Source organism: Pseudoalteromonas sp. EB27 (assembly GCF_001974875.1).
Classification (GTDB): Bacteria; Pseudomonadota; Gammaproteobacteria; order Enterobacterales; family Alteromonadaceae; genus Pseudoalteromonas.
The window spans coordinates 32,229-51,015 of sequence record NZ_MTQD01000016.1; the positions used below are offsets into that span (position 1 = coordinate 32,229).

General features: G+C 37.5%; 14 protein-coding genes. 9 read left to right on the plus strand and 5 right to left on the minus strand.

The features are described from left to right. Positions 1–151 precede the first annotated feature (151 nt). The 3 genes from BW142_RS16805 to BW142_RS16815 are packed head-to-tail and all read left to right on the plus strand — an operon-like array spanning position 152 to position 3,578. Positions 152–1,318 (plus strand): paraquat-inducible protein A, encoded by a 1,167-nt coding sequence (locus BW142_RS16805; protein ID WP_248280124.1) that lies wholly within the window; start codon positions 152–154, stop codon positions 1,316–1,318. Then, positions 1,315–2,970: an intermembrane transport protein PqiB gene (gene pqiB / locus BW142_RS16810; protein WP_076925631.1), complete on the plus strand. Its 1,656-nt coding sequence runs from the start codon at positions 1,315–1,317 to the stop codon at positions 2,968–2,970. Before BW142_RS16805 ends, pqiB begins: the two co-directional genes overlap by 4 nt. Next, a complete protein-coding gene (locus tag BW142_RS16815) occupies positions 2,970–3,578 on the plus strand; it encodes a PqiC family protein (protein WP_076925632.1) in 609 nt (202 codons plus the stop codon). Before pqiB ends, BW142_RS16815 begins: the two co-directional genes overlap by 1 nt. Here the strand turns inward: BW142_RS16815 and BW142_RS16820 are convergent. Continuing rightward, positions 3,575–4,081 carry a GNAT family N-acetyltransferase gene (locus BW142_RS16820; RefSeq protein WP_076925634.1) on the minus strand — a complete coding sequence of 169 codons (507 nt, stop codon included), beginning with the start codon at positions 4,079–4,081 and terminating at the stop codon, positions 3,575–3,577. The genes BW142_RS16815 and BW142_RS16820 overlap by 4 nt on opposite strands. A gap of 317 nt (positions 4,082–4,398) precedes the next feature. Between BW142_RS16820 and BW142_RS16825 the strand changes: the two genes are divergently transcribed. After that, the gene (locus BW142_RS16825; RefSeq protein WP_076925636.1) at positions 4,399–5,781 is read left to right on the plus strand and encodes a Na+/H+ antiporter NhaC family protein; all 1,383 of its coding nucleotides are present in this window, start codon (positions 4,399–4,401) and stop codon (positions 5,779–5,781) included. Positions 5,782–5,864: 83 nt separating this feature from the next. On the opposite strand, the gene BW142_RS16830 is transcribed toward BW142_RS16825, so the two are convergent. Further along, the gene (locus BW142_RS16830; RefSeq protein ID WP_076925637.1) at positions 5,865–8,747 is read right to left on the minus strand and encodes an insulinase family protein; all 2,883 of its coding nucleotides are present in this window, start codon (positions 8,745–8,747) and stop codon (positions 5,865–5,867) included. A gap of 238 nt (positions 8,748–8,985) precedes the next feature. On the opposite strand from BW142_RS16830, the gene BW142_RS16835 reads away from it, so the two are divergent. Then, positions 8,986–9,402: an MAPEG family protein gene (locus tag BW142_RS16835; protein WP_076925639.1), complete on the plus strand. Its 417-nt coding sequence runs from the start codon at positions 8,986–8,988 to the stop codon at positions 9,400–9,402. A 71-nt stretch (positions 9,403–9,473) separates the two neighbouring features. On the opposite strand, the gene BW142_RS16840 is transcribed toward BW142_RS16835, so the two are convergent. Next, complete coding sequence (locus BW142_RS16840; protein ID WP_076925641.1) at positions 9,474–10,223, minus strand: peptidylprolyl isomerase; 750 nt, start codon at positions 10,221–10,223, stop codon at positions 9,474–9,476. A 249-nt stretch (positions 10,224–10,472) separates the two neighbouring features. Between BW142_RS16840 and BW142_RS20755 the strand changes: the two genes are divergently transcribed. Continuing rightward, positions 10,473–10,643: a hypothetical protein gene (locus tag BW142_RS20755; protein ID WP_171972338.1), complete on the plus strand. Its 171-nt coding sequence runs from the start codon at positions 10,473–10,475 to the stop codon at positions 10,641–10,643. Positions 10,644–10,735: 92 nt separating this feature from the next. Then, positions 10,736–12,370, plus strand: coding sequence for a bifunctional UDP-sugar hydrolase/5'-nucleotidase UshA (ushA, locus tag BW142_RS16845; RefSeq protein ID WP_076925643.1), 1,635 nt, complete (start codon positions 10,736–10,738; stop codon positions 12,368–12,370). Between the two features lie 26 nt (positions 12,371–12,396). On the opposite strand, the gene BW142_RS16850 is transcribed toward ushA, so the two are convergent. Both BW142_RS16850 and BW142_RS16855 read right to left on the minus strand, forming a co-directional pair. Further along, positions 12,397–13,341 carry a hypothetical protein gene (locus BW142_RS16850; protein WP_076925645.1) on the minus strand — a complete coding sequence of 315 codons (945 nt, stop codon included), beginning with the start codon at positions 13,339–13,341 and terminating at the stop codon, positions 12,397–12,399. Beyond that, positions 13,334–14,200, minus strand: coding sequence for a hypothetical protein (locus tag BW142_RS16855; RefSeq protein ID WP_083707599.1), 867 nt, complete (start codon positions 14,198–14,200; stop codon positions 13,334–13,336). The genes BW142_RS16850 and BW142_RS16855 overlap by 8 nt, the downstream gene beginning before the upstream one ends. A gap of 251 nt (positions 14,201–14,451) precedes the next feature. Between BW142_RS16855 and BW142_RS16860 the strand changes: the two genes are divergently transcribed. Together BW142_RS16860 and BW142_RS16865 are read left to right on the plus strand one after the other, a co-directional pair. After that, positions 14,452–15,306: a S1/P1 nuclease gene (locus tag BW142_RS16860; protein WP_076925646.1), complete on the plus strand. Its 855-nt coding sequence runs from the start codon at positions 14,452–14,454 to the stop codon at positions 15,304–15,306. Between the two features lie 43 nt (positions 15,307–15,349). Further along, positions 15,350–18,523 (plus strand): TonB-dependent receptor, encoded by a 3,174-nt coding sequence (locus BW142_RS16865; RefSeq protein WP_076925648.1) that lies wholly within the window; start codon positions 15,350–15,352, stop codon positions 18,521–18,523. The last annotated feature ends 264 nt before the right edge of the window (positions 18,524–18,787 follow it).

Here is an 18,787-nt window from a genome sequence, read left to right on the forward strand (position 1 = left end):
GCTATTAAATGCTTATTAGCAGAACGCGTTGTATTAATGTATTAAATATAGCAAAATTGAAGAAATATTCTTCTTGCTTGGTATTAAATTGCAAACTGTATGCCCCTGCTGCGATCTGATCATAGATATACCTCGCATAATCGCAAAACAAATGGCGATATGCCCACATTGTCACCATAAACTTTGCGAAGCGGATGTTAATCACGACAGCCGTATAGTTGCACTAAGCTTTAGCGCACTATTAATGCTGCTGAGCAGTATGTTTTATCCTTTTATTTCATTTAGTAGTAGCGGTATTACTCAAACTATTACACTGCCCGACGCGGCTCGAATTTTGTTTAATTACGATAGTGAGCTACTTGGCTTATTTATTGATTTGAGCATTATTGCCCTACCTATGGGTTTGCTTCTTATTTTAATTCCTTTGCATCTTGGGGTTTTAAGAGCATTACCAGAGGGCATTGCAAGGCGACTACTAAAATTCACGCTTGCGCTAGAGCCATGGATTATGTCGGAAATATTTTTAATTGGTGTACTTGTTAGTATGGTTAAAATCATGTCGCTGGCTGATATTAGCTTCGGCACGAGTTTTTGGGCTTATGTGGGGTTTGTTATTTTATATATAGCTGCGCTCGTTCACTTAAATCGCCCGCGCTTATGGGCTCAAATAAAGCCTGTAAAAATACTCGAAGGCGCAGAGCATGCTAAACGTGCAATAGATGAAAATATTAAAGCCTGTCATGTTTGCCATCAACTATGTACCGGTAATATTTGTCAGCGTTGCCATACAAAAACGCATGTGCGAAACCCTTACAGCGTACAAAAAGCAGCAGCTTGGTTAATTACTTCTGTCGTTTGTTATATTCCAGCTAATATTTTACCGATTATGCATACCACTAGCTTGGGAGATGAATCGCCTTCGACTTTAATTGGTGGCGTAATTACACTTTGGAAAAGTGGCTCCTACCCTATTGCCGCCATTATATTTTTAGCAAGCGTTGTGGTGCCACTTGCTAAAGCTTTTGTACTCAGCTTTTTATGCTTTATGGTAACAAGGCCTGCCAATAGGCATACAAAAAGTTACACCCGGATTTATCAACTTACTGAATTTATTGGAAAGTGGTCGATGATAGATGTATTTGTGGTTGCTATTTTAGTTGCCTTAGTTCAGCTGGGTAATTTAATGTCAGTAACTCCAGGATTAGGCATTGTATTTTTTACAGTTATGGTAATATGCCAAATGATGGCTGCCCATGCCTTTGACCCACGCTTATTGTGGGATTCCCCTAAAAACAAAAAATCAGAGAACAAAGCATGACCGAAACTGCCGAAATAACAAAAGAACCGAAAATTTCCGCTATCTGGATCATTCCGGCAATTGCGCTTTTAGTGGGCATGTGGATGTTATACCAATACCAAGCTAATAAAGGCCCTACAATTTTTATCGAGATGCCACAAGCCGAAGGCATTATTGCAGGTAAAACTGAAATAAAAGTGCGCAGTGTAAAAATAGGTCAAATTGACCATGTTCGACTATCAGACACCCAAGACAGCGTTATTGCCCGCGCGCAAATAGATAAAAATTATAACGAGCTACTGACTGACGATGCTAAAATTTGGGTCGTTAAACCACGCATTGATGAAACAGGTATTAGCGGAATGAGCACGCTATTGTCTGGTGTATATTTAGAGTTTTCACCAGGTGAAAGTAAAGAGCTAAAAGAGCGTTTTAAATTACAAGACGAACCCGCCCTCATTGGTAAAGATGTGAAAGGTGGCCGTTTCAAATTAATGAGTTACAACGCTGAAGTGCTTGATGTGAGTACCGGTATATTTTTCAAAAATTACAAAATAGGTCAAATAGAAACCGCCACTTTTGATTGGGAAAACCAGGCAATGAAGTACGGCGTATTTATTAAAGAACCATATCAAAACCTGATCACCATGAACTCTATTTTTTGGGTGAACGCAGGGATTGAAATTGACCTATCTGCCGATGGCATCAATATTAATACGGGCTCTTTGAGTAAGCTTTTAAAGGGCGGCATTTCGGTTGGCTTACCTGAGCAGCAGGCACCAGGTGAAATAGCACAAGATGGCCATAGCTTCTCATTAAGCCAAAGCTATAAAGAAGCGCTAGAAGAGCGTTTTTACGACTTTGATTACTACCTAATTGAATTTGAACAATCAGTTCGAGGACTACGCACTGGTGCGCCTGTAGAATATAGAGGAATGCGTGTAGGTACTGTTGTTGAAACTCCTGCCAATGTAATTATTGACGGTAAACCTGCCCACTTTAGAAACCATAATACGGCGGTTCCGGTGCTTATAAAAGTAGAGTACGGACGCTTGTATCACGACAGTGCTTCAGCTAAAGAATATTGGCAAGGTAGTTTAAAAGGCTGGATTGAGAGTGGTATGCGTGCTTCATTAAAACCGGGCAATTTATTAACGGGTGCAGTGTACGTTGATTTTGATATATACCCAGATGCACCAGAAGCGCACCTAGGTAAACTTGTGCAATATGATGTTTTTCCGAGTATTTCTAGCGGCATAACCGTATTAGCAGACCAAGTCTCTGACGTACTTAATAAAGTAAATAACTTAAAAGTTGAAGATAGCTTAGAACAAATGCAAGCCACATTTACCGATTACCGAGCGCTTGCTAATGAAATGCGAGAGCTGCTAAGCCAAAAAGATACGCAAAACTTACCAGGAGACTTTAACCGTAACTTCGAAAAGATGACAAAAAGTATGGAGCAATTTGAAGTAACTATGCGCCAATTTGATAAAACCATGGCCAGTTACCAAGCAGGTTCTGAACTTCATCATCAAATACAACAAACGTTAAAAGAGTTTAAACGTTTAAGTGAGGGCCTACAGCCTTTAACTCGCGGATTAAACGAGCAACCTAATATGCTAATTTTTGATAAATCATTACCAGCAGATCCAAAACCAAGGAAGCAATAATGAAAACGTTATTTTTAACTGCAAGTTTATTATTACTATTGGCAGGTTGTAGTTCATCAATACAAACTGCCACACAGTATTATCAGTTTGAGCAGCCTATTGGTGCATCGTCTCGAAATGTAACAGATACAGACGCACAACTAAGAATACAAACCGTTGTACTCAGAGGTGCTTTAAATAATTTAGGTATTGCTATGAAAATAGACAGTAACCAAATACATGCTGCTAATTACAACTTGTGGGGCGAATCGCCGGATGTAATGCTCACTGCAACAGCCCAGCAAGCGCTTTTTAATGCTATGCCAAATTGGATGGTAATAAAGGGCTTACCGGTCATTACTGAACTCGATCAACAAACATTTTATGAACTTGAGTACGAGATTCACCACTTTAATGGCGATATGGAAGGTAACGCTGATATTTCAGGACTTTGGCGTTTATATTACACACACCCTGAAACAGGCCGACGTCTTATAAGTATTCATAATTTTTCGCAATTGGTCCCTATTGATGATGACGGTTATGACGGTTTGGTTTCGACACTTGAAGCAACATGGCTAAATATAAACCTAAATGTTGCAAAACAAATAGAACAAGCAAGACTTTAATCATTAAGTGAAAATATAATAACGGCGGTTTTATCATTATTGATAACCGCCTTGCCCTCAATTTTAAAGCCCAATTTTAGCAACACAGTCTGCGAAGCCCTATTATCTGGTGATGCTATTGCACACAGCTTTGTAATTCCAAATTTATGCTTATGTTGCAAAAGTGCGGTAGCCGCCTCAAAAATATAGCCCTTTTTTTCAAAATCGCTTACAAGTGCAAAACCTAAATCAGGTTGTTGTAACGCTGCTCGTTTATAAAACCCAACAACGCCAACCACTACACCATTATGCAAAGTAATAACGTAAGGCCCAAAGCCTTGGTATTTATGAGAAGCAATAAATGACTGATTGATGTATGACTTGGCATCATCAAGAGTATAAATTGCTTTATCGCCAATGTGCTTTATAAAACTAGCCTGATTAACTAATTTTAGCAGCACAGCTGCATCACTTGCATTTGCATGGCGCAACAACAGTCGATTTGTTTTAAATACTGCGTTCAATATAAGTTCCTCTAAAAAACTTTGTTTAGCATGTAACTTTTTGTTGACTGGAATTAAAAAGCAGATTATTTTTGCGCCGATGTTTTTACAGGCACAACAATAGCGGTTTGCACTCCTTGCACCGTCTGGCGCCAAAGCCAACGCGTTTCACTTAAGCTGCTATTTAACATAACTGTTTATGTGTCCCTCCCACGCGTACAAAAGCAGTGACTTGGAAAATGATTTAACAACAAACTTATCATCTTCTTTGTTTTTGTATAAGCAGCTTGAAAATTAATTTAATTTTTATGCATGCTTTTAATTTTGTGAATACTTAAATGCTTGAACCTTCTGCGTTGAGTTTACTACCACCGTTAGTGGTGGTTGTATTGGCTGTTGTATTACGCCGCCCTATTTTATCTTTACTTATTGGTGCTTTAGTTGGTTTAGTCTTAGCCGATCCTGCACAAGTACTTACTAACTTTGCGAGTACATCGCTAAAAGTGATGACAGACGAAACCATCGGCTGGCTAATACTTGTGTGTGGTGGTTTTGGCGCTCTTATCGCGCTATTAGTGCGTACAGGTGGCGCATCAGCTTTTGGTAAATTAGCTCTTAAGTACACCAAAGGTAAGCGTTCATCTTTGTTTATGACCTTTTGCTTAGGTGTGGTTATTTTTATTGATGACTACTTAAATGCCCTTACTGTGGGTGAAACAATGAAACGCATTACCGATAAATTTAAAGTTAGCCGTGAAATGCTAGCTTACGTTGTTGACTCAACAGCTGCACCAATTTGTGTGCTTGTCCCTTTATCTACCTGGGCGGTATTTTTTGGTGGTTTACTCGTAGATAACGGTATTGCTGAAGAAGGCAAAGGAATTGCTGTTTATATTCAAGCTATTCCGTACATGTTTTACGCGTGGTTTGCAGTGCTTGTTGTTTTACTTGTTGTGTTGGGTGTTATTCCTGCGATTGGTCCAATGAAAAAAGCAGAACAAATGGCGCAAATTGAGCAAGCTCAAGTCGATCCAGCTCAATACAATAACGTTCAAACGGCAGATGAATACGCAGTAAAAGCAGCTGAAGAAAACTTTGAAGACGCTGATCCTAAAGGTAAATTACGTAACTTTTTAGTACCTATTATTTTACTAGTCGCATTTACTGTTTACTTTGAAATAGACGTATATAAAGGCTTATTAGCAACAATGGCGGTCACTCTCCCATTTTATGCGCTACAAAAATTAATGAGCGTAAGTGAAATGATTGAGCGCATGCTTGATGGCTTTAAAAGTATGATCCCCGCTATTGGTACTGTTATAGCGGCGTTTATATTTAAAGATGTATGCGACTTAATTGGTTTGCCTCAGTTTGTTATTGGCAGCTTAAGCCCTTATATGACCGCAGCATATTTACCAGCCGTGGTATTTATTTCAATGGCTATTTTAGCGTTTGCAACAGGGTCGAGTTGGGGTATTTTTGCTGTATCAATTCCGATTGTTATGCCACTGGCAAATGCAGTTGATGCAAACATACCGCTGGTCATTGGTGCGCTATTATCGGCTTCTTCTTTTGGTAGCCAAGCGTGTTTTTACTCAGATTCAACGGTGCTCGCAGCGCAAGGCTCTGGTTGTAATTTAATGAGCCATGCCGTTACACAGTTGCCGTATACATTAATAGCGGCTTCGTTGGCGGTTATAGGCTTTATTGTGATGGCATAAATATTATATAGATATAGTGAGATAAATAATAAACCCCAATGTATTACTACATTGGGGTTTATTTTTAGCTGCGTAAATAAAACTTATTTTTGTAGTTTAATACCATTGTAATAGGCATCAAGCGTTGTGATTTTAGTTTGATTTGGTAAATCGGCAAAGTCACTTTCTATAAACTTAGTACCGCGTAATTGCACATTTAGACGTGCGGCATTAGGATTAAGCATTGTTTGTTTATAGTAGTCTTTTATATCTGCAAGCGTTACTTTTTCAACTTCATCAATCAGCTTTTGCTTAGAATCAAAGGTAAAGTTTTCACGGTACCAATCGTTTATAAGTGGGCTCATTTCGTCACTTAAGTTTTTAGGTTGCTCTTTAAGTGATACTAGGGTTGAATTTTTAAGCTGCTCAAAAGTCTCTTCGCTCATGTTATCAAGTTCAACTGCGTATTCTTTTTTAAACTTATCAAAACGAGCTTGTATTTCTTTAGGACCTTTAACCGGTGTTTGAATATACAAACCAATTGCAGAGTAACCCTCGATTGGGCGCGCTAATGCACCTACTGCATACGCAAGTTGCTCCTCAGTACGCATTTTATCAAACGCAACTGTTCTAAAGTGACTTTGTAATACAGCCGCTTCTGCTTTTTGTCTGTAACCCGCAACTGGATGAACGGTCATATCAACTACAGCTACATCAGCTACATCAATATCTTTTTGCAGTACCAGCGTTTCGCCAGGTTGAGGTAACCAAGCTTTGCTGCGCGCAAATTCACTGCGTTTATGGTTACTTGGTAGTGTTGCGCTTAATTCTTCTGCAATCGCGTCTATATCTTGCTGATTGTAGTTACCGTAACTAAATACGCGTAAATCGTTTTGTGCAAATGTCGCTGTTTTTAATTGTACTAAGTCGGCAATACTCAGTGAGTCAGCGGCTTTAATAAGCGCCTCTGTATCAAATCCACCTGTACGAGTTAGTTTTGAGTACTCGCCAAATGCTTGTGCATACGGAAACTGCTTTTGTTGGTTTAGTAAATTACGTTTAAAGCGATCTACTGCTTGGCTAAATGCTTGCGCTGTTTCATCGGCTTTTAATCCGGTTAAAGCTTGTTTAAGTAATACATCTTGTTTATCTGTAAAACCACTCATAGATAAAACAAGACCATTACTCGGCGCGAGGCTTACACTCATACCAGCGATTGCTGCTTCGGTACTTAACTGACTTTGTTGAATATTGTATAAATCAGCCCAAACAGAATAAAGTACTTCTGCTTTAATATCGTTTAAACCTGGTTGAGTATTTATATAAACTTCAACAAGCCCTTTTGGCTGCTCTGCAAATTTTTGACTTGCTTGGCGCCATACTTTTACACCATTTTTATCGTATGCAAGCTCAGGGTGTTTTTGCTCTTTAAAGGCTTGAGTTTTTATTGCAAAATTTTCAGGTAATAAATTATTTACAGTTGGTAGTGCTAGCTTAAACTCGCTTGGTTTTTTCCAGCTGGCAATTTCATCATCGCTAATATCACTAATGCGGTATTTGCCGTCGTAAAAATGTAATTGCGAGTCTGTCTCTTCTTGCTGCGATACATACCAAATACGAAGGGTATCGGCATTTAACTGCTCTAGTACCTTATTTACAGCGTCAGCGTCAAACTTTGCATAATAATATGGCGCATTAATAGCGTGATTTAACGGATAATCTTGCATGCTTTGTGTAAGCGAGCTTACATAATTAAACTCATCACCTTTTTCTAAAAACTTAAACTGGTTGTTTAGTGATGTACGAATTTCGTTGAAGTATTTGCTATCAACGCCTTCGTTTTTAATTAAATCGATGTACTGCATGATAGTTGCGACTATTTCATCACGATTTTTCATGCCTTCATCTGTAAGCTCTACATTTACGTTTAACGAACCGTAGTTACCATATTGATTTGGTGCAGCTGAAGCTGACAACTGAGATACCCACCCTTTGTCACGAAGTAGTTGCGCTGGGCTACCTGGCATTTCATTACTTAGTAGATACGCTACAAATCGGTTTGGTTTAAGCGCAAATTCGCTATTATTATTAGCAATGGTGAAATCAAGTTGTAGCTGTTTTACATCTTCATTTGGTGCATAAAACACGCGTTTTCCGCCAGCGTTATCAAAATCAAGTTTTGCAGTTACTGCTGGCTTTTCGATATTTTTATTTTTTATATCTGCAAAGTATTTTTGCGCTTTTTGCTCCATTTCAGCAATAGGTAAATTAGAAATAAGCGCAACTTTCATAATATTTGAAGAGTAATATTTATTATAAAAATCAACCGTTTCTTTATGAAGTGAACTGTTTTCCTTATCGCCAAGCGTTTCTAGGTTACCAATTAAAAAGCGATTAGCTGGGTGATCGCCCATCATTTTACGCGCGAGTTTAAATTGACCAAAAAAGTCCATTTCGCGGCGCATTGACCACTCTGCGTTTACTGCATTTTTTTCTTTGTCTGTGTATTCTGGGTATAACTTAGGTGCTTTGAAAAAGTCAGAAAAACGGTCTAGCCCTTCATCAAACGCGTCGTTATTAATTTTAAACATGTAATTAGTAATATCGAGCCAAGTATACGCATTGTGCGCGCCACCATTTTTGGTCATAAAATCAGAATACCCTTTTGTGTCTGGGTAGCGATCTGTGCCTAAAAACAACATGTGCTCTAAATAATGCGCCATACCTTGTTGCGACATCGGGTCGTGCAGTAAACCAACACCGACGCTTAATGCCGCTGCTGATTTTTCAGCACCTGGATCTGACACTAAAATAACTTCAATGTCGTTTGCCAGCTTAAGTGTTTTATATTCGCGGTTATCGTTAGGGCTTACAACTAACGTATCTGATAATAAAGAGGCCTGAGGCGCCACAGAAACCGAAGCTGTATTTGAACAACCACTTAAAACTGCAAGTGCAATAGCACTAAAACCAATAATCTTTTTCATTTTTGTTTTCCATTAGAAAGTATTGCGCAAAATAGCGTGCGCCAATTCAAAGCAATATAGTTAAGCTAAACTAACATTTTCAATTAATAACTTTCTACAAAATAACGCTATTTTGTGTAACACATTGTGAAAAATGCCTTCATAATCGAATATTAGTTGCGAGTATGCCAATCTTCGAGATTAAAAATCATTCAATATAAAAAGATCCACAAACTCTAAATAGTAATAAGGAAAAACAATGGAAAAAATCATCATACTTGCCATGTTTGCACAAGTTACGCTTTCACTGGTTGTAATGCTCATTATGGGTAAAAGGCGCTTTGCAGCAGCTAAAAACAAACAGCTAGATTTAAGCGATTTTAAAACAATGCAGTTAGATAAGGCTGGCGACACTATTAGGGTTGCAGATAGAAACTTTTCAAATCAGTTTGAAATACCTGTACTTTTTTACGCGGGATGTTTACTTGCACTACAACTAAATAGCGCCAGTACACTTGTGGCTATACTGGCCTGTTTATTTGTAGCAACACGCATTGTGCATAGTGTTATTCATTTAGGTGAAAATAACGTACGCGCACGTTTTAAAGTATTTTTGCTAGGTTGTATTTGTGTATTTTCAATTTGGCTTGCTATGGTTTGGCGAGTATTACTTTAAATAGCAAAGTTTAATAATAGTAATGTGAAAGGTAATTTACGTCTGCCACATTACTATTACATAAGATTTAATTATTTAGCACGTTTTAAACGAGGAAACACAAGTAAAAAAGCGCCTAAAAGCCACCCTAGCCCACCGCCAGAACTACTATCTGAACCTATTGCTGCACCTGAGTCAATTAACGTGTTTTCAGTTACAGTAAGACCAGCAGAAGAATTAGGATCATCATCCATAACGGTTACACTTTGAATAGTTACCAAATTAGCACTACTAATTGTTACATCAGTGCTTGCACATTGCTCAGCAGTTATATCAACAACGGGAGTTTCACCACAGTGCACTAAAGCAGCAATTTTATCTAAAGTTGATTGGCTCGCGGCAGTAATTTGTCCAAACACTGTAAAACCGCCATTTTGCGTATCTAGCGCTGCACTTCCTGCGCTGTTATTAGCCATATTAAAAAACCACTGACTTGTAGCGCTATTTTCATTGCCTGATAATTTAGCCATTGCAATGGTGCCTTTAACGTTTGAAAAAACAGGCTCATTTTCTACAGCTGGCTTTGTAGTAATCGCATCTAATGAATCAGAGTATGTAAATCCACCACCTTGAATAACAAAGTTACTAACAGAGCGATGAATTACTGTTTCGTTATATGAATCGTCTTGAACGTAACTTAAAAAATTGGCGACTGTTTTAGGTGTTTGTTGATCAAACAAGTTAATTTCTATGACACCTTGGCTCGTGTTCATTTCGACAATAGTGGCAGCACTTGTAAAGCTTACTGCAGCGAGTACTGAGCCAAGTAAAAGTTTTTTCATGTTATATTCCCGTTGTTATATTTTTTAGTTAATTGTTAATGTGTTAACACATTAATACCATAGGCGATTAAAATCGATTCTAAAGTGTGAGTTGATACAAATTAGACCGCGTTGATAACAAATTAATTACATATAGTGTTACTTATATTCTTTTTAGCTATATAAATCTAATCATTTAAAATTAAATCATCTTAAAAGCATACCTACTTTTTGTTACCTTTAAAAAACACAAAACAATAGGAACTGACAATGCAACATACTGAACACACAATTTGCGACTTTGGTTTACACCGAGGCGAAGCTTACACAAAACTACCCGCTAGCTTTTTAACGTGGATGATTGCAACAAAGCATGAAAAATCTAAATATGCGAGTGAAGAGTTAAAGCGTAGAGAAACAGCTGCAACAAGCCGTAATTAAGGTAAAATGTAAATAAGTACGTTTTTTTCGCATAAAACTAGTTTAAACTAGCCGCTCAATAAATTAAGTGGACCTTAATAGACAGGTATTTTATGCGAATAATTATTTTATTTTCAGTTTTTTTAAACGTACTTGGGTGCACATCGGCAACTTCCGACCCAAGTGCAAGCAACTCTCCTGCAACTCAATATTTAACTGTACTTCATACGAATGATAACCATGGGCGCTTTTGGCAAAACGAAAAAGGCGAATACGGTATGGCCGCTCGCAAAACGTTAATTGACACATTACGCAATGAAGCTCAAAAGCAAGGTCATGCAGTATTACTTCTCTCTGGTGGTGATATAAATACGGGTATTCCTGAGTCAGATTTACAAAAAGCAGAACCTGACTTTAAAGGTATGTCGCTGATTGGTTACGATGCGATGGCATTGGGTAATCATGAATTCGACAATCCTATTGATGTACTGAATCAACAACAAGAATGGGTAAATTTCCCTTTCCTATCAGCCAATATATTTGAAAAAGAATCAGGCGAACACGCGTTTGATAGCTACAAAATATTCAAAAAGAATGGCTTAACTATTGCTGTTATTGGTTTAACAACAACCGACACAGCTAAAATTGGTAACCCTCAATATATTGGGCACTTGGAGTTTAAAGACCCTGTTGATGTTACAGCAAAACTAGCTAAAGAAATAAAAGCTAAGTACAACCCAGACATTACAATTGCCCTGACTCATATGGGTCATTATGTTGATGCTAGCTTTGGTATTAACGCACCCGGTGATGTAACACTTGCTCGCTCACTTCCTGCGAACACGCTTGATATGATCATTGGTGGCCACTCTCAAGAACCTGTTTGTATGAGCGATAAAAATGTAAATGACAATAGTTTTAAACCAGGTCTTGCCTGTAAACCGGACCAACAAAACGGTACTTACATTATGCAAGCCCATGAATGGGGTAAGTATGTTGGTAAAGCTGAGTTTAAGCTTGAAAACGGAAAATTAACGTTACTAGACTACAAACTGATGCCAGTTAATTTGTATGTAGATAAAGTACAAGCTGATGGCTCTACTAAAGAAGTATTAGCAAACGAGTACATTAAACCAGACTCAAAACTTGAATCTTATTTAGCGGTATACCAAGCAAAAGGCGCTAAACAAATTGAAGGTACCATTGGTGAAGTAGATGCTCGCTTAGAAGGTGACAGAAACAAAGTTCGTTACCAACAAACAAACCTTGCTCGCGTGATTATTCAAGCCCAAATGGACGTAGTAGGTGCTGATTTTGGACTAATAAGTGGTGGTGGTATTCGCAGCTCAATAGAAGCTGGTGAAGTAAGCTATAAAGATATTTTAAAAGTACATCCTTTTAAAAACCGTATTACTTATATGGATTGGCAAGGCAGCGATTTATGGGATTATTTAAATACAGTAACGAGCTTCCCACCAGATGCTGGCGCTTATTTGCAATACCATAAACTATCGTTTGAGCGTAAAAATAATCAGTTAGTTAATGTTGTTATTAACGGCCAACCTTTGAACAAAAATAAAACGTATAGAATGAGCTTAAATAGCTATAACGCGTCAGGCGGTGATGGCTATCCTGCGCTTACAAATAAAAAAGGCTTTGTTAGTACAGACGAAACAGATGCCCAAGCACTTCAAGATTTTATATCAAAAAACAGCCCTCTTAAAACGGCTGAATTTACTCCTAAATAGCCTCTAATAATAGGAAAGTAACCTTGTTACTTTCCTATTATTTCAATATTGCCCTTTCTAATATTGACCAGCCCATAACTATGCAGACGAGAGCGAGACCCCTCCCCGTATGCTTTAGGTGGATAATATAACTCTTTTTCTTCAGGATACTCGCTGAGTACTTCATCTAATGCCGCACGTATTTCGCTTAGGGTTTTTTCTAGGCTATTATTAAAGTTAGGCCTTTTTCTAACCGTATGGCCGAGTTCGACCAACCTATAAAAATACTTGTTAGCAAGCTCTAGCAGCTCCTCTGGTACATCTTTATTATGGCTAAGCGCGACATCATCGTTATTTGTACAATACTCTACAAGTGCTAAATAAAAGCACAATGGCTTATTGGCTAAACACATTTTTTGTTCTGTATTACAACTACTTGAGAATGTCTTATCGTTAAGATCAACAATAAGTACAAGCGGCGTAGGCTCAGTAATTAGTTGATGCTGTGTATTATTAAACTGCTTATTGCTTTGTTTAATAAACGCAAACTTTACCCAAAAACTAATCAGCACACTTAATACTAAAAATATAAAATAGTAAATAAAATGGCTTAATGTAAAGTGGGTTTGTTGTACGTTAAATACAACTAATACGAGTCCGTTATTAGTGCTTAAACTACGTATTATTTGGTCTGAGTTTACAGGCGTTACTACTTCACTTTTTGGTGCAATAGCAACAACTTTAAGCTCGTTCGAATTAATGTAGCTATTTAAAGTTTTAATGTAGCTGTTAACAGCATCTTTATTACCTGAATGCTTTAGCAGCTCATTTGATAAATCGAGTAATGGTAAGTCGAGTGCTATTTGCCTTTCTATCTGCGTTATTTTTTGTTTAACTACTTGCTGGCCTTTCTGAGTTACAGAAATATAAAAGACTGACGATAAAATAAAAAATAAGCTTATAATAACAACTAGTTGCTTATACTTACTCATCACCACCCCCCTCTTTTAAGCTTACTAAGTTGGCACCGCAACGCCAAAATGGCTGTACGTTTTGATAGTAATGCAAACTTTGATCTTTAGACATATCAAGCAAATTCTCCTGCACTGCGCATAATAAATCAGTGTTGTTTTGCTGCATTTTTAAATACCATCTTGTTCCAGAAATATTATTACTCAAAGGCGTAATATAGTTTTTTGAAAAACGCTTTTCGTCGCTCTCTTTCCAAAACGAAGCAATAATATCTACTTTTCCATTAGCGAGTAAATCGCGCAATTCGTTATGAGAACTCGCATAAGTGATTTTCAAATTGGCTATATTAATATCCAACTCTTTAAACGTTTGCTTTGGTAAAATATGCCCTGATCGGCTGGTCGGATAATCAAGTAAACCTATGCGCTTATCTAAAAAGTATTGTTTGGTGAGTCGAGGCTTTTCTTTAGAAGATATAAAAAAAGCCGTGTAGTCAGAAAAACCAACAACGGGCTGGTAGTTATATGTCGACTCTGCCTTAAAGGCTGCCATAATATTGTTTTTAGCCAAAATTAAGTCAGCAATTCCTTTACCCACGAACTCAAAGCTATCTGCCGTTCTATATCCCCAATACCCTTTTACCGAGCCATATTGCTTAGCTACTACGTTATCAGAGCATAACTTTTGTGTTAATAACTTGGCTATTTTTTTTGATTGTGTAAAAACAATTAATTGGCCTTTATTACTTGTAGCAGTTGTTTGACACTCAGTTGAGGTTTCTATCATAACTGGAAAGTGTAATTCATCATTGTATACACTAACTTGACCGCAAACCCACGTAACGACCAACAACAGAAACAAAAATGTAACAATTAACATTTTGTGCAACACAATATTTTTATAATTCAAAGCAATGCCACCCAAAAATAGACAATATAGTGTATTTGAACAATTTCACTTACCTATTACAACAAGTAATTTTACCTGTTAAATATAAGGCGCTGATTTTAAACATAATTTAATAAGAAACTATGAATTTTAATAAGTCCTTCCTATCAACATTAAAAATGAGGACAATTGACCGCATTAGCTTATAGCAACCCCATGAAATATTCATTTAGGAAGTTTTAATGCATAACAATATAAAGTACTCGATATCTTCTGCGCTTTTGATTAGTGCAATATTTACAAGCACTAACTCACACGCTTGGGGTCAAAATGGCCACCGTATTGTAGGGCAGATTGCACAATCTCATATAAGCGAAACAACTAAAGCGGCAATACAACCCTACCTTGATGGCGAATCACTTGCACAAATATCAACCTGGCCTGATGAAATGCGCTCAGCTCCTGGCGAGTTTTGGCAAAAGCAATCATCTCGTTGGCATTATATTAATGCAGCACCAGGAAAATCTTTCAGCTTCAATCACGATCACACTAAAAACAAAGAATCTGTAAGTAATATCCTAGAAGGCATTCACTATTCAATGCAAACACTTACTGATACCAACAGCACGTTAGATGCTAAACAGTTCAGTTTACGTTTTTTAGTGCATTTGGTGGGCGACAGTCACCAACCATTTCATGCTGGTAGAGGTGAAGACAGAGGTGGTAACCGTATTAAGGTTTCATTTTTTAACGAAGAAACAAATCTTCACAGCCTTTGGGATACAAAGTTAGTTGAGAACGAGAATTTGTCGTTTACTGAGTACGCACAATTTATTGATACAAATAACAGCGAGTTAGTTGCTGAGTATTTACAAAGCTCACCTATGACATGGGTTGAAGAATCTCATAATTTAGCCACAAAAATTTATAAATATACCAACGACGAAGTTGGGTACAGCTACATTTATAACAACACTCCAATTGTAAAAACACGCCTACAACAAGCGGGTATCCGATTAGCTGGACTATTAAACGCCTTATTTGACCCTTCTGCAAAAGAGTTAGAAACGGCATTAAAAATGACGACTGACAAATAAACAGTATTAAATTTATATAACCTACACACGGGAAATCAACATTATGACTAAGCTTCGCCTTTCGAAATTAACTGGAGCGGTAATTTTAGCTCTAGGTGTTTCTACAAGCGCAATGGCTGCTGATACTTCATCTGCAATGCGTGGTAAAATTACAACGCCATCAGGTGGCAATGCTGCAAACGTTAAAATCAAAGTAGTTCACCAACCAACGGGAACTATTAGCGAACTAACTACAAACGAAAGTGGTACGTTTATCGCTAATGGTTTACGTGTAGGTGGTCCTTACATGGTTATCATCGACTCTGATACGTTTAACGATACGACTGTTGAAAATATCTACTTGAACCTTGGTGAAACTTACCGCTTAAGCTCGCAGCTTGCTCCGCTAAACATCGAAAAGATTGAAGTGTCTGGTTATAAGATTGTTCAACAATCAGGTGGCTCTAGCAGTACATTTGGCTCTGACACTATAGAAAATATGCCAAGCTTTAATCGCGACATTAAAGATATTGCGCGCTTAAACCCACTTGCGAGTATTAACGGTAATGGCGAACTTACGTTTGCAGGTAGTAACCCACGTACAAACGGTTTAACTGTTGACGGTATTGGTCAAAATGACGACTTTGGCTTGAACTTTGGTGGTTACCCTACTTCTCAGCCTCCTGTTGCACTTGATGCTATTGAGCAAGTTTCTGTTGATGTATCTCCATTTTCGGCTTCTAAAGGTAACTTTGGTGGCGGTACTATTAATGCAGTAACAAAATCTGGTACAAATGAGTTTAAGTTCTCTGGCTTTTATGAAATATCTACTCCTGAGATAGCTGGTGATGTTGATAATATTGTACAAGAAGACGATCTTGATGAGCTAGGTCATAAAACTTACTCTACAAATAAAGTAGAGCCAATTAAAACTGAAGAAAGATTTGGTTTTAATGTCGGTGGAGCGATTATTGAAGATGAGCTGTTTTATTTTGTTAACTATGCAGAATGGTCAAGTGAATTAGATCTAGATTACGGCTTTGATGGCTCTGGTGCTTCAAATGAATTTAATACTTCTGAAGCTAACTATAATCGTTTCATCTCTATCTTAAATAATGAATACGGCTTAACTGATTCATTGGCCGGTGCGCCAGAAGATACAAACAAAAACTTGCTTGTTAAATTAAGCTGGAACGCAAGTGATGACCACCGTTTAGATTTCACTTATCAATGGCAAGACGATCAAGATGAGCGTAACTCTAGTACGGGCGGAGACAACATAGCTTTAGTTTCAAGCACTTATGCCTACGTAACTAAGTTTAATAACTTTTCATCTAAACTTTACTCTGATTGGAGCGAAAACTTTTCAACAGAAATTGGTGTGTCGTATAAAGATGTTACTTCTGATAGCGCAACTCGCTCTAACTTAGGAAGCATTACTGTTGAGGAAGACGGTCGAAATGGTCCTTCTTACAACTTTGGTACAGATCAATACCGCCATGCAAACCGTTCAGAAACACAAAACCTAACTTTTACGTTAGACGCTACGTATTTAATGGATGAGCATGAAATAAACTTTGGAGCTCAGTACGAGTCACTTCGTTTATATAACTTGTTTGCTCAAAACTCTCTTGGAACGTGGAAATTTGATAGCTTAGAAAATTTTGAAAACCGTGAGATTGGTTCTTATGATTTCTCTTATCAAAATGCTTACACTAATGATTCAGCTGATACAGCATATGATGTAAGGCGTAACCAGCTAGCGCTTTACATAGAAGATACTTTTTATGTAGGTGATGATTTAGAAGTCACTGCAGGTGTTCGTTATGAGCGCTTATCATCTGATGATAAACCAACTCTAAATGAAAATTTTGCTAATACGTATGGCTTTACTAACCAAGAAAATCTTGATGGTCTAAACATTATACTTCCTCGTGTTGGCTTTAAGTACTACGTTACAGAAGCGCTTACTATTAATGGTGGTATTGGTCGTTTCCAAGGTGGTATTCCAAATGTTTGGTATAACAATTCATTCCAAAGTGATGGCATTACTTTAGTATCAGCACAAAACGATGTAATTAATGATTACTATGCAAATAACACAGCTGATATTACTCAGGTTCCTGATGAAATAAAAAATACATTAGAGCAAGGTGCAGGAAGTGTTGCGTATATCGACCCTGACTTTAAATTGCCTTCAAGCATTCGTACTCAAATAGGTTTTGAATATGAGTTTGACTCTGAACTATTGGGTGATGGCTTTAAATGGCAAGCAGAAATTGCTTACCATAAAAAAGAGAATGAAGCGGTATGGCATAATTCGTCTATTAACCCAGTAGGCTTAGCTGCTGACGGCGAACGTGTTATCAATCAGAGTATTTACAGTGGCGATAATGTTGACATAGAAATGACTAATTCATCGGATGATGGTCGTTCAATTATTATTTCAACGGGTATTGCTAAACAATGGGACAATGGCCTGTTTGTATCGGCAAGCTATGCTCACCAAGATGTTACAGAATCATCAGCAGGTTCAGCTTCTCAGGCAGAAGGTAACTATAAGCACAATATTACAGTAAATCGTAATGAAGATATTGCAGCACGTGGATTTTACGAAGTTGAGCACAGCTTTAAAATTAACTTAGCATATAACACTGAATTTTTTGAAGGATACGCAACCAAGTTCAATGTTTATTTTGAACGTCGTTCAGGTCGCCCGTTTAGTTACACAATGAATATGTATAAAGATGAAGACTTAGGTGATACTAGTTCTTTATTCACTAATGGTGCTTACTTACCTTATATCCCTACAGGTGCTGATGATCCGAATGTAAATTGGGCTGAATCAGATATGACTTGGGCTGAGTTAGAACCGTTATTAGAGCGTGCTGGTATATCTCAACGTGGTGGGATTTTAGGTAAAAATACAGCAACGCAACCTTGGGTTACTACAATGGACGTTAGCATTAAGCAAGAAATACCTGGCTTTGCTGAAGGTCACACTGGTGAGGTTTATCTAATGATTGATAATTTTGCAAACCTTCTAAACAGCGATTGGGGTGTAGAAAAACGCCTAGGTTACTCTAACCAAACTATTTATGACTTTGGTGGTCTTGATGATCAAGGCAGATATAAAATAGACAACAGTTTTGGCGGTGCAGATGTGCGTAATTACTCGCAAATCAGTTCATCGTCATCAGCTTGGCAGGCTAAAGTTGGTATTAGCTACAAGTTTTAGTTCTTAAAACTGCATCAATAACTTGTTAAGTTATTTGTAAGTTACAATAGACCCATTGCAAATTTGTAATGGGTTTTTTTTATTTTACCCCTACAATTTCACATGTTTGTCATAAAGCCCACGTAATATATACCCCGATATAGAGTTATTGCTCAAAAAAACACTCAAATAGACAAATATATTACTATTTATTAAAAATATATTGCAGTTGTATTTTATTTGTAACGAATAAATAAGGTACACTAGTAACGGATTTTGAATAAA

Coding starts and splice junctions, on each gene's coding strand:
- BW142_RS16850 (WP_076925645.1), bottom strand. CDS start 13,341: ATGAGTAAGTATAAGCAACTAGTTGTTATTATAAGCTTATTTTTTATT.
- BW142_RS16865 (WP_076925648.1), top strand. CDS start 15,350: ATGACTAAGCTTCGCCTTTCGAAATTAACTGGAGCGGTAATTTTAGCT.
- BW142_RS16830 (WP_076925637.1), bottom strand. CDS start 8,747: ATGAAAAAGATTATTGGTTTTAGTGCTATTGCACTTGCAGTTTTAAGT.
- BW142_RS20755 (WP_171972338.1), top strand. CDS start 10,473: ATGCAACATACTGAACACACAATTTGCGACTTTGGTTTACACCGAGGC.
- BW142_RS16855 (WP_083707599.1), bottom strand. CDS start 14,200: ATGTTAATTGTTACATTTTTGTTTCTGTTGTTGGTCGTTACGTGGGTT.
- BW142_RS16860 (WP_076925646.1), top strand. CDS start 14,452: ATGCATAACAATATAAAGTACTCGATATCTTCTGCGCTTTTGATTAGT.
- BW142_RS16835 (WP_076925639.1), top strand. CDS start 8,986: ATGGAAAAAATCATCATACTTGCCATGTTTGCACAAGTTACGCTTTCA.
- BW142_RS16840 (WP_076925641.1), bottom strand. CDS start 10,223: ATGAAAAAACTTTTACTTGGCTCAGTACTCGCTGCAGTAAGCTTTACA.
- BW142_RS16805 (WP_248280124.1), top strand. CDS start 152: ATGGCGATATGCCCACATTGTCACCATAAACTTTGCGAAGCGGATGTT.
- BW142_RS16815 (WP_076925632.1), top strand. CDS start 2,970: ATGAAAACGTTATTTTTAACTGCAAGTTTATTATTACTATTGGCAGGT.
- BW142_RS16825 (WP_076925636.1), top strand. CDS start 4,399: ATGCTTGAACCTTCTGCGTTGAGTTTACTACCACCGTTAGTGGTGGTT.
- ushA (WP_076925643.1), top strand. CDS start 10,736: ATGCGAATAATTATTTTATTTTCAGTTTTTTTAAACGTACTTGGGTGC.
- pqiB (WP_076925631.1), top strand. CDS start 1,315: ATGACCGAAACTGCCGAAATAACAAAAGAACCGAAAATTTCCGCTATC.